Annotated in this window: 9 protein-coding genes and 1 pseudogene; 6 read left to right on the forward strand and 4 right to left on the reverse strand. The window is 73.0% G+C overall.

The genetic code is table 11. The features are described from left to right. Positions 1-32: 32 nt before the first annotated feature. Entirely contained in the window at positions 33-1,535 is a 1,503-nt protein-coding gene (gene pdxR / locus ACWGJ2_RS36460) for a MocR-like pyridoxine biosynthesis transcription factor PdxR (RefSeq protein WP_453350666.1), read from the forward strand. Between the two features lie 1,023 nt (positions 1,536-2,558). On the opposite strand, the gene rocD is transcribed toward pdxR, so the two are convergent. Continuing rightward, on the reverse strand, positions 2,559-3,773 hold the full coding sequence (rocD, locus tag ACWGJ2_RS36465) for an ornithine--oxo-acid transaminase (RefSeq protein WP_453350667.1): 1,215 nt from the start codon (positions 3,771-3,773) through the stop codon (positions 2,559-2,561). Positions 3,774-4,016: 243 nt separating this feature from the next. Between rocD and trpS the strand changes: the two genes are divergently transcribed. The 3 genes and pseudogenes from trpS to ACWGJ2_RS36480 all read left to right on the forward strand — a co-directional run bounded on the left by trpS (position 4,017) and on the right by ACWGJ2_RS36480 (position 7,219). Beyond that, positions 4,017-5,033 (forward strand): tryptophan--tRNA ligase, encoded by a 1,017-nt coding sequence (gene trpS, locus ACWGJ2_RS36470; protein WP_453350668.1) that lies wholly within the window; start codon positions 4,017-4,019, stop codon positions 5,031-5,033. Positions 5,034-5,091: 58 nt separating this feature from the next. Then, a pseudogene (locus ACWGJ2_RS36475) lies at positions 5,092-5,610 on the forward strand (2'-5' RNA ligase family protein); the annotation flags it as partial. Between the two features lie 502 nt (positions 5,611-6,112). Beyond that, on the forward strand, positions 6,113-7,219 hold the full coding sequence (locus ACWGJ2_RS36480; RefSeq protein ID WP_453350669.1) for a YihY/virulence factor BrkB family protein: 1,107 nt from the start codon (positions 6,113-6,115) through the stop codon (positions 7,217-7,219). Here the strand turns inward: ACWGJ2_RS36480 and ACWGJ2_RS36485 are convergent. Next, a complete protein-coding gene (locus tag ACWGJ2_RS36485; RefSeq protein ID WP_453350675.1) occupies positions 7,113-8,327 on the reverse strand; it encodes a D-alanyl-D-alanine carboxypeptidase family protein in 1,215 nt (404 codons plus the stop codon). The genes ACWGJ2_RS36480 and ACWGJ2_RS36485 overlap by 107 nt on opposite strands. Before the next feature lie 186 nt (positions 8,328-8,513). Here ACWGJ2_RS36485 and ACWGJ2_RS36490 point away from each other — a divergent pair, with 186 nt between their 5' ends. Together ACWGJ2_RS36490 and ACWGJ2_RS36495 are read left to right on the forward strand one after the other, a co-directional pair. Next, on the forward strand, positions 8,514-8,801 hold the full coding sequence (locus ACWGJ2_RS36490) for an SCO4848 family membrane protein (RefSeq protein WP_453350670.1): 288 nt from the start codon (positions 8,514-8,516) through the stop codon (positions 8,799-8,801). A 3-nt stretch (positions 8,802-8,804) separates the two neighbouring features. Next, entirely contained in the window at positions 8,805-10,418 is a 1,614-nt protein-coding gene (locus tag ACWGJ2_RS36495) for a metallophosphoesterase (RefSeq protein ID WP_453350671.1), read from the forward strand. On the opposite strand, the gene ACWGJ2_RS36500 is transcribed toward ACWGJ2_RS36495, so the two are convergent. Then, a complete protein-coding gene (locus ACWGJ2_RS36500; RefSeq protein ID WP_453350672.1) occupies positions 10,322-12,055 on the reverse strand; it encodes a sensor histidine kinase in 1,734 nt (577 codons plus the stop codon). The genes ACWGJ2_RS36495 and ACWGJ2_RS36500 overlap by 97 nt on opposite strands. A 17-nt stretch (positions 12,056-12,072) precedes the next feature. After that, entirely contained in the window at positions 12,073-12,867 is a 795-nt protein-coding gene (locus tag ACWGJ2_RS36505; protein ID WP_453350673.1) for a response regulator transcription factor, read from the reverse strand. Between the last annotated feature and the right edge of the window lie 285 nt (positions 12,868-13,152).

A 13,152-nucleotide genomic window follows, 5' to 3' on the forward strand; every position in this document is an offset into this window, starting at 1 on the left:
GTCGGATCGGCCCAGGAGTATGGTCCATTTCCATGCCGGATTCATGGGCCAATGAGACCAGGATCGGGGGCGTCGACCTCCACCTCGACCTCGCCTCGCACCCGGGCGGGCGCCGCGCCGCCCTCACCCACGCGCTGCGCGAGGCCATCCGCGGCGGACGCCTCGCCCCCGGCACCCGCCTGCCCGCCTCCCGCTCCCTCGCGGCGGACGTGGGCCTGGCCCGCAACACCGTCGCGGACGCCTACGGGGAACTTGTCGCGGAGGGCTGGCTCACCGCGCGCCAGGGCTCCGGCACCCGCGTCGCGCGCCGCGCCGAGCCGCTGCCCCCGGCCGCCTCACCCCGTCAGGGCGCCCGCGCCGTGCGGGCCGCCTTCCCCGGCACCCTCCCCGGCACTCCGGCACCGGGCTTCTCCCCGCTGGCCCTCACTCACCCGCCCGCGCACGACCTCCGCACCGGCTCGCCCGACGTCTCGGCGTTCCCCCGCTCCGCGTGGCTCACCTCGGCACGGCGCGCGCTGACGGCGGCACCGGCCGAGGCGTTCGGACGGTACGGCGACCCGCGCGGGCGGCCCGAACTGCGCCGGGCGCTCGCCGACTACCTGGCGCGCGCCCGCGGCGTGCGCACCGATCCCGAGCGGATCGTCGTGTGCGCGGGCTTCGTGCAGGGCCTCGCGGTGCTCGCGCGGGTGCTGCCGCCGCGGGTCGCCGTCGAGTCGTACGGCCTCTTCTTCCACCGCGACCTGCTCGCCGCCGCCGGAGTGCGCACCCACCCCCTGCCCGTCGACGCGGACGGCGCGCGCACCGAGGACCTGGACGGCCTCCCCTCCGTACGCGCCGCGCTGCTGACCCCCGCGCACCAGTACCCGACGGGCGTTCCGCTGCGTCCCGGCAGGCGGGCCGCCGTCGTCGACTGGGCGCGGCGCGTGGGCGGGCTCGTCCTGGAGGACGACTACGACGGCGAGTTCCGCTACGACCGCCAGCCCGTCGGAGCCCTCCAGTCCCTCGACCCGGAACGCGTCGTCTACTTCGGCACCTCAAGCAAGTCCCTCTCACCGGCGCTCCGGCTGGCCTGGGCGGTGCTGCCGGGACACCTCGTCGACGCCGTGATCTCGGCGAAGACACCCGCCGAGTGGACGACGGGCGCACTCGACCAGCTCACACTGGCCGACTTCCTGGAGTCCGGCGCGTACGACCGGCACGTGCGGGCGATGCGTCAGCGGTACCGGCGGCGCAGGGACCGGCTGGTCGAGGCGCTGGACCGGCGGGCGCCAGGGGTGCGGGCGACGGGGATCGCCGCTGGGCTGCACGCGGTGCTCGAACTGCCCGGTGGGGTGCGGGAGACGGCGCTTGTGGCTGAGGCCGCGCACCGGGGGCTTGCCGTGGACGGGTTGCGGGCCTTCCGCCACCCGGAGGCGGTGGCGGAACGTGAGGGCGAGCGCGAAGCCCTCGTCGTCGGCTACGGGACCCCGCCCGAACACGGTTTCCCGGCGGCGCTGGACGCGTTGTGCGGGGCCCTTTCGCAGGGGGCGGATTGAAACGCAGGGTTCCCCCTTGACGCTGGTGTGCCGCTTCACGGGGTGCGGGGTGATGGTCACACGGGGTGCCCGTTTCTCGTGGGGGTGCGCCTGTTGTGGGTGCCCCTTTGGGGGTTCGTTCGCGTGTGGCGGGTCGGTGGCACGGGTTGTGCCCACCCGTCCCGCCTTGCGGGACGATTGCCCACAACAGTTTTGGCGTCGTCGCCCGGCGGGGCGTCCCTGGGTGCGCGTTGGGGTTTCGTCGCCGGGTGCGGGCCGGTGGCTACGGCGCGGCGTATGGACCGGTTGTTCGCGGCTGGCGCCGCGTGGTTCTTGGCTTGGGCCGGTGGTTGTGGGGTTGCTGGGTGGTGGGGGTCGGTGCCGCGGTGGGGTGTCTCCTCGGCGTGAAGGTCTCGTGTACAGCTCTCGGCCGGTGACTTGCTCGTCCTGCGGGGACACCCCACCACGTCCCCTCCCACCCGGTGGCCAACAGCAGGTCGGTGCCCCCTTCGGTTGTTGCCATGCTGTGGACCGGCACCGTGCCGGAGGGGCTCCGCCCCTGTCGGGGGAAGCCGACGGCGGCGGCTCACCACCCTTGTTGTGCCCACCCACCGGCCCGCAGCACGCGAACGAAACCCCCAAGGGGCAACCGAGTAGGCGCACTCCGCGAAGGGGGGTGGAGATTGGCCGACCCGGCGCGGCACCGGACACCCCCCACCCACGCACCCCACACGGCCACCGGCACAAGCCAAGGACCACGCGGCGCCAGCCGCGAACAACCGGTCCATAGGACGCGCCGTAGCCACCGGCCCGCACCCGAACACGGCGCCCCGCCACACGCGCACCGCCCCCGTGCCGCGGCGCGAAAATCAGCGCGGGGCCCTACAGTGCGCACCGCACGGGGCAACCGTCCCGCGCAACACCCCCCATGGAGGGGAACCCCGAAACGCCGAACCCCACAGCGCAGCCCCCCGCCCCCGGTGAGGCCGGGCACCCCGTGAAGGGGTAACCCCCCGTTTCCTTCCGCACCCCGCGAAGGGAGCGTCAGGGGGACAGGACTGTGCGGAGTTGGTCGAGGGACCAGTCGAGGTCCTCCTTCGCGATGACCAGGGGCGGCGCGATGCGGATCGTGGAGCCGTGCGTGTCCTTGACCAGTACGCCTCGTGCCATCAGGCGCTCGGAGATCTCCCGCCCCGTGCCGTGCGCGGGGTCGATGTCGACGCCCGCCCACAGCCCCCGCCCGCGCACGGCCTCCACCGCACCCGCACCCGCCAGGAGCCCCAACTCGTGGTGAAGATGGTCGCCCAGTTCGCGGGCGCGCTGCTGGAACTCGCCGGTACGCAGCATCGCGATGACCTCCAGCGCCACCGCGCAGGCGAGCGGGTTGCCGCCGAACGTCGAGCCGTGTTCGCCGGGCCGGTAGACCCCGAGCACGTCCCGCGAGGAGACCACGGCGGACACGGGCACGACGCCGCCGCCCAGCGCCTTCCCCAGGACGTACATGTCCGGGACCACGCCCTCGTGTTCGCAGGCGAACGTGGCCCCCGTACGGCCCAGCCCCGACTGGATCTCGTCGGCGATGAACAGCACGTTCCGCGAGCGCGTCAGCTCGCGCACGCCCGCCAGATAGCCGGGCGGCGGCACGAGCACGCCCGCCTCGCCCTGGATGGGCTCCAGCAGCACGGCCACCGTGCTGTCCGGGTCCTCGTCGATCGCGGCCTCCAGCGCGGCGAGGTCGCCGTAGGGGACGATCTCGAAGCCGGGGGTGTAGGGGCCGAAGTCGGCGCGTGCCTCTTCGTCCGTCGAGAAGGAGACGATCGTGGTCGTGCGGCCGTGGAAGTTGTTGTCCGCGACGATGATCCGCGCCCGCCCCTGGGGCACGCCCTTGACCTGGTAACCCCACTTGCGGGCCGTTTTGACGGCGGTCTCCACGGCCTCGGCGCCGGTGTTCATCGGCAGGACCATGTCCATGCCGCACAGCTCGGCCAGCGCCTCGCAGAACTCGGCGAAGCGGTCGTGGTGGAAGGCGCGGGAGGTGAGGGTGACGCGGTCGAGCTGGGCCTTGGCCGCCGCGATCAGGCGCGGGTTGCGGTGGCCGAAGTTGAGCGCCGAGTACCCGGCGAGCATGTCGAGATAGCGGTTTCCTTCGGCGTCGGTCAGCCAGGCGCCCTCCGCCGACGCGACGACGACGGGGAGGGGGTGGTAGTTGTGGGCGCTGCGCTCTTCGGAGGCGGCGATCAGCTCTTCCGAGGTGGACATACGGGGTCTCCGTTTCTTCCGGCCGGGGGCCCGGGGGTGCCGGGATCGGCCCCGGGAACGCGCTCGTGGAACCGTCGGAACCGTCGTGCGGTGCCTCTTTCTATCGTTCGCCGCCCGCTTTGCGAAGAAACACGGCGCCCTAGGTCAGGGGAAGACAGCCCTCCGGATGACGAGGGGGACGGTGCCTCAGCTCACGGGAAGGGCGTGCGCGGTCAGGGCCGGGGACCTGAGAGAATGGGGCGCATGGCCAACGACCGTCCCCGTGTGCTCTCCGGTATCCAGCCCACCTCGGGCTCGTTCCACCTCGGCAACTACCTCGGCGCCGTGCGCCAGTGGTCCGCGCTCCAGGAGACTCACGACGCGTTCTACATGGTCGTCGACCTGCACGCGATCACCATCCCCAAGGACCCCCAGGAACTGCGGGACAACACCCGGCTCGCCGCGGCCCAGCTTCTGGCCTCGGGCCTCGACCCGGACCGCTGCACCGTCTTCGTCCAGAGCCACGTCCCCGAGCACACCCAGCTGAGCTGGATCATGGAGTGCCTGACGGGCTTCGGCGAGGCGTCGCGGATGACGCAGTTCAAGGACAAGTCCGCCAAGCAGGGCGCCGACCGCACGTCGGTCGGTCTCTTCACCTACCCCGTACTCCAGATCGCGGACATCCTGCTCTACCAGGCCAACCAGGTCCCCGTCGGCGAGGACCAGCGCCAGCACGTCGAGCTGACCCGCGATCTCGCGCTGCGCTTCAACGGCCGCTACGGCGCGACGTTCACCGTCCCGGAGCCGTACATCCTCAAGGAGACGGCGAAGATCTACGATCTCCAGGACCCCGCGATCAAGATGAGCAAGTCGGCCTCCACGCCGAAGGGCATCATCAACCTCCTGGACGAGCCCAAGGTCTCCGCGAAGAAGATCAAGAGCGCGGTGACCGACACGGACACGGTGATCCGCTTCGACGAGGACAAGAAGCCGGGCATCAGCAACCTCCTCACGATCTACTCCACGCTCACCGGAACCGGAATCGCGGAACTGGAGCAGAAGTACGACGGCAAGGGCTACGGTGCGCTGAAGACCGAGCTGTCGGAGATCGTCGGCGACTGGGTGGCCCCGTTCCGGGCCCGTACGCAGGAGTATCTGGCGGACCCGGCGGCGCTGGACGCCGTCCTCGCCAAGGGCGCGGAGAAGGCCAGGGCCGTGGCGTCCGAGACGCTGGCGCTGGCCTACGACAGGGTGGGCTTCCTGCCCGCCACCCAGCGCTGAGCGCACGCTACAAGGCACAAGGCACGAGGTACGAGGCAAGCAGAGGAGGGAGGACGAGGTGGGGACCGTCACGCTCGGTGTTTCCATCGCGGTCCCGGAGCCGTACGGCAGCCTGCTCCAGGAGCGGCGCGCGGGCTTCGGTGATCCCGCGGCCCACGGCATTCCCACGCACATCACGCTTCTCCCGCCGACCGAGGTCGAGGCCGGGAGGCGGCCCGACATCGAGGCGCACCTCGCGTCGGTCGCCGCCGCCGGGCGGGCCTTCCCGCTGCGGCTGTCCGGCACCGACACGTTCCGGCCGCTGTCGCCCGTGGTCTTCGTGCAGGTCGTCGAGGGCGGCTCCGCCTGCTCCTGGCTCCAGGAGCGGGTGCGGGCCCCCGAGGGTCCGCTGGTGCGGGAGCTGCACTTCCCGTACCACCCGCACGTCACCGTCGCGCACGGCATCTCCGACGAGGCCATGGACAAGGCGTACGCCGAGCTGGCCGACTTCGAGGCGTCCTGGACGGCCACGGGCTTCGCGCTCTACGAGCAGGGCGAGGACCTCGTGTGGCGGCTCCAGCGCGAGTTCGCCTTCGGCGACCGTGACCAGTCGGGGCAGCAGGGGCAGCAGGGGCGGGCGGGACAGTCCGGCCACCCCGGATCGCCCGCTGAGAACGACCGGACGGGCGCGGGCACGGGCACAGGAGCGGGAGCGGGAGCGGCCGGTCAGGCCGGAGCGGCACCGGGATGCGCTGACAAAGGAGCACGGCTGATGGGCGTGCCCCGTCAGGCCCCGCACCCCTCGCCCGCGTGCGGCCCGGACGCCTCGTTCGCCCCGCTGCGCTGAACCCTTCCCGCCCCTGAGCCTCACCCGTGCGCCCCGCGCGCGGCGGCGCCCGCGAGTGGTCCCCCGCCTCTCTTCGCCACCGCTTTCCCATGCCCGCGCGGCCGTGTGACCAGGGAAAGCCGGGTAACCCGCCACCCGGCGGGCCTGCCCGGCACCGGGGGTGAGCGCGCCTAGGCTTCCGGGACGGTGAGGCGATGAGCAACCGACGGAAGCGGAACGCAGCGCGACGACAGCGCGACGACAGGTGGTGGACATGGACTGGCTCACCAGACTGCCGGTGATCGGCCCCGCGGCGGCATGGCTCTTCCGTACGCGCGTATGGCGCGTGTACGAGCACCTGGAAGCGCGCAAGTGGACGCGCCTGGCCGCGGCCATCACCTTCACCAGCTTCCTGGCCCTGTTCCCGATGCTGGCCGTCGGCGCCGCCATCGGGGCCGCGCTCCTCTCCGACGCGCAGATGGACAGCGTGCGGCAGTGGACAGCCGACCAGTTCCCCGGCCTCGCCGACGAGCTGGACCTCCAGTCGCTGGTCGACCACGCGGGCACCGTCGGCGTCGTCGCGGGCGCGCTGCTGCTGTTCACCGGGGCCGGCTGGGTCGGCTCGCTGCGGGAGAGCCTGCGCGCCCTGTGGGACCTTGAGGAGGACCCGGGCAACCCGTTCCTCCTCAAGGCCAAGGACCTCGGCGCGCTGGTCGGGCTCGGCGCCGTGGGGCTCGTCTCGCTGGGCGGCTCGGCTTTCTCGGTGACCGCCGTGAGCTGGGTCGCGGAGCGGATGGGCCTGGTCGAGGGCGGCCTCGGCACCGTACTGCTGCGTACGGCGGCCTACGCGGCGGCGGGCGCCGCGAACTTCGTGCTGCTGGCCTACATGCTGACGCTGCTGCCCGGCGTCCGCCCGCCGCGCCGCGAGACGGTCGTCGCGTGTCTGACCGGAGCCGTCGGCTTTGAACTGCTGAAGCTCCTGCTCGGCGGCTATCTGAAGGGCGTGGCGGCCAAGAGCATGTACGGCGCCTTCGGTGTCCCCGTCGCGCTGCTGCTGTGGATCAGCTTCATGGCCAAGCTGCTGCTGTTCTGCGCCGCGTGGACGGCGGCACCGAGCCGCAGCGCCGCTGTCCTGGCGGAGGCGGAGGCGGCGGAACAGCGTGACGGAGACGGAGACGGGGCCGGGGACGCGGGTGGCGCGGGCGGCGCCGGGAGCGGCGGACCGGCGGCGGCGCCCGGCCCCACCCGCGCCGCCCCCGGTCCCAGCGGCCCCGTCAGCCCTGCGGCGGGCGCCGCCGCAGCCGCGACAGATCGGACAGCGGCCAGCGACGGTGCACCGCGTACGCGACCATGGCCAGCAGGACGAGAACGCCCGCGGTGATGCCCAGGGCCACGCCCGCGCCGCCCGAGGACTCCGCGCTCGCGCTGTCGCTCGCTCCGGCGCCGCCCGCCTGGCCCTCCTTGTCGCCGCCCTTGGCGTCGCCGGGGGGAGCGGTGCTCTCCTCGCTCCTCGGCGGGACGAGGTCGCCGACCGGGTTCACCTTGTCGGCGGCGGCGAAGCCCCAGTCGAAGAGCCTGGCCGTCTCCTTGTAGACCGCCAGGGACTCCTCCGTCTTCGGGTGCATCACGGTCACCAGCAGCACCCTGTCGCCCTGCTGGGCCACTCCGGTGAAGGTGCTGCCCGCGTTCGTCGTGCTGCCGTTCTTGACGCCCGCGATGCCCGGATACGGCTTCAGGCCCACGTCGCCGGTCAGCAGGCGGTTGGTGTTCTGGATCTCGAAGCTCTCGCGCTTCTTGCCCTTCTTCGCGACGCCGGGGAACTTCGCGTTCGCCGTCGAGGCGTACTCGCGGAAGTCGGCCTTCTGGAGTCCGGAGCGGGCGAAGAGCGTCAGGTCGTAGGCGGAGGAGACCTGGCCCTTCATGTCGTAGCCGTCGGGGCTCACGGCATGGGTGTCCATGGCTTGCAGCTCACGGGCGTGCGCGTTCATCTCGCGCACGGTCTTCGCCTTGCCGCCGTTCATGGCGGAGAGCACATGGACCGCGTCGTTGCCGGAGCGGAGGAAGACGCCGAGCCACAGGTCGTGGACGGAGTAGGTCTGGCCCTCCTTGACGCCGACGAGGCTGCTGCCCGCGCCCATGCCCTTCAGATCGGAGGGGAGCACCTTGTGCTCCTGCGTCTTCTCGAACTTCGGCAGCACCGTGTCCGCGAAGAGCATCTTCAGGGTGCTGGCGGGCGCCAGCTTCCAGTGCGCGTTGTGGGCCGCGTACACCTTCCCCGTCTCCGCGTCGGAGACGATCCAGGACCGGCCGGTCAGCTTTTTCGGCAGCTCGGGCGCCCCGGCCCCCGCCTTGGGATCGACCTTGGTACCGGGGAGGCCGAGCTGTGCTCCGCCCAGCGAGGACGTGCGGGCTGGTGGCTTGGGCTCCTTGCCCTTGCCGTCCGCCTCATCGGCGTGTGCGGCGGTGGTGAGCGAGGCGGGCAGCAGCATTGCGGCCGTCGAGACCGCGACGAGCGCGGCGCGACCGGTACGGCCGGTACGACCGGTATGAAAAGAAGTGGGCACCCTGCCGAAAGTACAGGGCGTACGCCCCGGGCGGGAGCCGCGGGGAGCCCAACTGGTGGGCGGGGTAGCCCCTCCCGGCGACCGTCTTAGCCCGATGGCCATACTTGACGCATGCCCCAGACTTCCGGGGGGCGCCCCGCGCACGCCCTCACCCTCAGCCGCCCTGTGTCCTGGTTCCTCCTCGCTTTTGGCGTTTGGTCCTGGTTTATCTGGATCACCTTTGTCAAAAACTTGTGGAAGGACGGCAGCGGGCTCGCATTCGACGATGCGGGCGATCCCACGGGTTACTTTTGGGTGCATCTGCTGCTCGCCATCACGTCCTTCGTCCTGGGCACGGCGATCGGCACCATTGGTTTCCGGGGGCTGAGAGCTCTCCGGCGCACGTCGTCCGGGGAGTAAGGGGTGGCAAGGGCCGTGTTCGTCGTGATTCCGCTCGTGATGATCTGCGTGGTCGTCGGCGCGCACTGGTATCTGTGGCGCCGCCTCGTGCGGGACGTCTCCGCACCGGGCGGTGTCTGGCGCCGTACGGGCACGGTCCTGGCGTTCGCGATGCCGCTGCTCGTCGTCGCCACCTTCACCGCGGGCCGGGGCGGAGCGCCCTTCGCCGTCGAGCGGGTGCTGGCCTGGCCCGGCTATCTGTGGCTCGCGCTGCTGATCTATCTGCTGCTGTCCCTGCTGGTCGGCGAGGCCGTGCGGCCCCTGCTGCGGCGCTTCCTGGAGCGGCGCGACGCGGCTCGGGGTGCGGGTACGGGTACTGGCGCGGGTGCGGGTGCGGGGCGCGTCGGCGTGGGGGAGGGCGCCGACGCGGGCGCCGCCGCTCCGGCACCCCGTGAGGCGGGGCTCGCGGTCGGCGCGGCCATGGGTGCCCCGGCGACGGTCGGCGGTTCAGGGGCCGGTTCCGGTTCCGGTTCCGGTTCCGCGACGGAGGCGGACGGGCAGGCCGGAGCGCTCGCCGTACGGGACGAGGAGGACGACCGCGAGCCGGTCGCCTCCACGGCCACGGTCCTGGACGAGGCCCGGGAGACGGGCGACGGAGCCGACGGCTCCGCGAGCGGCGGCATCGGCATCGGCACCGGCAGCACGCGGGCGCCCTCCGCCGGAGCGGGCGGCACGGGCGGCCAGGACAAGGGCGCCGGAGGCGGAAGCGCGGACACGGGTACGGACGCGGGCGCGGACACGGCTGGCGCGGGGCCCTCGCGACGGCTCTTCGTCGCCCGTACGGTCGCCGTCGGAGCCGCCCTCGTGGGCGGCGCCACCGTGGCGGGCGGCGCGTACGGCGTGCTGAACGGCCCCACGCTCAAGCGGGTCACCGTCCCGCTGGCCAAGCTGCCCCGCCAGGCGCACGGCTACCGCATCGCCGTCGTCAGCGACATCCACCTCGGCCCGATCCTCGGCCGCTCCCACACCCAGCGCATCGTCGAGACGATCAACAGCGCGCAGCCCGACCTCGTGGCCATCGTCGGCGACATGGTCGACGGCTCCGTCGCCGACCTCGGCCCGGCAGCCGAGCCCCTGCGCAACCTGCGCTCCCGGCACGGGTCCTTCTTCGTCACCGGCAACCACGAATACTTCGGCGACGCGGCCGAGTGGGTCGACCACGTGCGGGAACTGGGCATCGAGCCGCTGGAGAACGCCCGCAAGGAGCTGCCGGGCTTCGACCTCGCGGGCGTCAACGACGTCGCGGGCGAGGACACCGGCGAAGGGCCCGACTTCGCGCGCGCCCTCGGCGACCGCGACACCTCGCGGGCCTCGGTCCTCCTGGCGCACCAGCCCGTGCAGATCCACGAGGCCGTCGACCACGGCGTGGACCTCCAGCTCTCCGGGCACACCCACGGCGGCCAGATGTGGCCCGGCGAGTACCTGGCGGGCCTCGCCAACCCCACCGTCGCGGGCCTGGAGCGCTACGGCGACACACAGCTCTACGTCACGCGCGGCGCCGGTGCGTGGGGGCCGCCCGTGCGGGTGGGGGCCGAGTCGGACGTGACCATCGTGCGGCTGGCCGCCAAGCGGGCCTGACCGCTCTCCCCGGAGCCGTTCCCGGGCTCCTCCCCGTCCGGGGGACCGCCGTGGGGCGCCGCCGGGAGCGTCACCGTCACGGCGAGCCCGGCGCCCGGCGCCGTCGCGACGTGGACGGTGCCGCCCTGCGCCTCCGCACCTGCCCGTACGACGGACATGCCCAGGCCGCTGCCCTGGGCCGAGCCCGTACGGAAGAAGCGGTCGAAGATACGGGCCGCGTCCTGCGGGGCCATGCCGGGGCCCTCGTCGGCCACGCGCAGCACGATCCGCTCCCCGTCGAGGGGGCCGCGCGCCCCGGCGTCCTCGTCGCCGCCGTCCCGGCCGTCGCGGTCCCGGCCCTCGTGCCCGTCCTCGGCGGGTACGCGGGTCACGGAGACGCCGAGCCGGGCCGCGACGGGGGTGTGGACGCGGACGTTCGCCACGAGGTTGCCCACCACCTGCCGCAGCACCGCCTCGTCCGCGAGCGCCACGCACCCCTCGCCCTCACCGACCGAGCGGGGGTCCACCGTCAGCTCGACGGGCCGCTCGGGCTGCTGCGCCGACAGATCCGCCAGCGACTCCTCCGCGAGCCGCGCCACGTCCACGGCCCGTGGCCGCAGCTCGGGACGCTGGTCGAGCCGGGCCAGGGCCAGCAGTTCGTCCACCAGACGGGCCATCCGCTCCGACTCGGCCGTCATACGGGCCAGCGCCCGCGTCCGCTCCTCGTCCTCCGTGAGCATGCCGCGCTCGTACAACTGGAGGTAGCCGCGGATCGCCGCGAGGGGCGTCCGCAGCTCGTGCGAGGCGTCCGCGACGAAGCGGCGCAACTGGGCCGCCGCGTGCTCGCGGGTCAGGAAGGCCGCCTCGACCTGGTGCAGCATCGCGTTGAGCGCCAGACGAAGCTGCTCGACCTCGCTCACCGAGTGCTTGTCCGGCGGCGCCGCGACCCTGCGGGACAGGCCGAGCCCGTCGGGGCCCTCCTCCCCGTCCGGGGAGCCCTCCGCGATGGCGGAGGCCGTCTCGACCATGTCCTCCAGCGGACGCAGCCGACGCCGCGCCCCGAAGAACGACGCCGTGCCCAGCCCGGCCATCAGCACCACACCGACGGCGAGTTCGAGCCGCACCACCTTCGCCATCACCTTGTGCACGCTGCTCACCGACGAGGCCAGCACCACCAGTTGCCCGTCGCCCAGCCGCACCGCCGTGGCCCGGTGGAGCCTGCCGTCCACATGCACGTCGCGCGGCTGCGAGGCGTTCACCAGCGCGGCCGGATCGGTCACGGCAGCGGCCAGGGCGCGCTGCCGCGCGTCCGTCCTGATACCGGCCACCTTCGTGGCCTCGCCGTCCGCGCCGATCGCGGCGAACAGCAGCGTGCCGCCCGTCGCGTGGCCCAGATCGTCCGGGCTCAGGGTGCCGTTCAGCTTGGCGACGGTGCCGATCGCGGCGATACGGTCAGCCGTGGGGCGCGCCTGCTCGATGCCGTCGCGGGTGCGCAGCAGGTCGGCGTCGATCGCGGACATCAGATAGTGCTTGACGCCGACCAGGCTGATGCACGTCGCGACGACGATGCCCGTGGCGAGCATGGCGATGCCGCTCAGGGTCAGCTTGGCGCGCAGCGATCCGGGGCGCCGCGCCCGGCGCGACGGTATCCGGGGCACGCGTATCCGGGGCGGCCTCATGGGGCGCCCGTGCCCTGGTCCTCGCAGGGGCGCAGGCCGTAGCCGACGCCTCTGCGCGTACGTATCAGGGGCGGGCCGAGGGGGTCCAGCTTGCGGCGCAGATAGCTGATGTACGTCTCCACGACCGTCGACTCGACGGTGTGCTCGTAGCGCCACACGTCCCGCAGCAACTGTTCCTTCGGCACGATGCGGTCCGCGTGCCGCACGAGGTGGCGCAGCAGCGCGAACTCCGTCGGCGTCAGATCCGCCGAACGCCCGCCGCGCCGCACCGTGTACGTGGCCTCGTCCAGCTCCAGGTCGCCGTGCCGCAGCACGGGCGGGCGTTCGGGGGAGGCGGGGCGGTCCGCGCGGTCCGCGCGGTCCGCGCCGCGTGCCGTGGCGGCGCGGGTGCGGCGCAGGACGGCGTGCAGCCGTGCGACCACCTCGTCGACGTTGAACGGCTTGGTGATGTAGTCGTCGCCGCCCAGCGTCAGGCCCTGGACGACCTCCGCCGGCGCGTCGCGCGCTGTGAGGAACACGACGGCGAGATCGGCGTGTTCGGCGCGCAGCACGCGGCAGACTTGCCGTCCGTCGCCGTCGGGCAGCGCGATGTCGAGCAGCACCGCGTCGGGCCGCGCCGCGCGGGCGGCCTCGACGGCGGCCTGGGCGCCTGCTGCGGTCACCACTTCGAAGCCGTGGAAGCGGAGGGTGATCGCGAGGACGTCCGCGATGCTCGGTTCGTCCTCGACCACGAGAACGGTGGCGGTACGCGTCGACGACGACGCGGGCTTCTGGGCCGTCGAGGGCTTCATGCCTCCAGTATCGACGGGGGTCCGCTTCACGGGGTGGTTGCGCGGGACGGTTCGCCGGTGTGGTGGGCGCTGTAGGGTCCCGCGCTGATTTTTGTGCCGCTTCACGCAGTGGGGTGGCTTGGCGGCGTTTTTCGGGTGCGGGTGGGTGGCTTCGGCGCGGTGTGTGGTTGCGGTGCGGTGCGGCTGGCGTCGCGTGGTTCTTGGTTTCGGCCGGTGGTCGTGTGGGGTTGGTGTGTGGTGGGGGTCGGTGCCGTGGTGGGGTGTCTCCTCGGGCGGCGACAAGTG

This window comes from Streptomyces sp. NPDC054796 (genome assembly GCF_053611545.1).

Coding starts and splice junctions, on each gene's coding strand:
- pdxR (WP_453350666.1), top strand. CDS start 33: ATGCCGGATTCATGGGCCAATGAGACCAGGATCGGGGGCGTCGACCTC.
- rocD (WP_453350667.1), bottom strand. CDS start 3,773: ATGTCCACCTCGGAAGAGCTGATCGCCGCCTCCGAAGAGCGCAGCGCC.
- trpS (WP_453350668.1), top strand. CDS start 4,017: ATGGCCAACGACCGTCCCCGTGTGCTCTCCGGTATCCAGCCCACCTCG.
- ACWGJ2_RS36480 (WP_453350669.1), top strand. CDS start 6,113: ATGGACTGGCTCACCAGACTGCCGGTGATCGGCCCCGCGGCGGCATGG.
- ACWGJ2_RS36485 (WP_453350675.1), bottom strand. CDS start 8,327: ATGCTGCTGCCCGCCTCGCTCACCACCGCCGCACACGCCGATGAGGCG.
- ACWGJ2_RS36490 (WP_453350670.1), top strand. CDS start 8,514: ATGCCCCAGACTTCCGGGGGGCGCCCCGCGCACGCCCTCACCCTCAGC.
- ACWGJ2_RS36505 (WP_453350673.1), bottom strand. CDS start 12,867: ATGAAGCCCTCGACGGCCCAGAAGCCCGCGTCGTCGTCGACGCGTACC.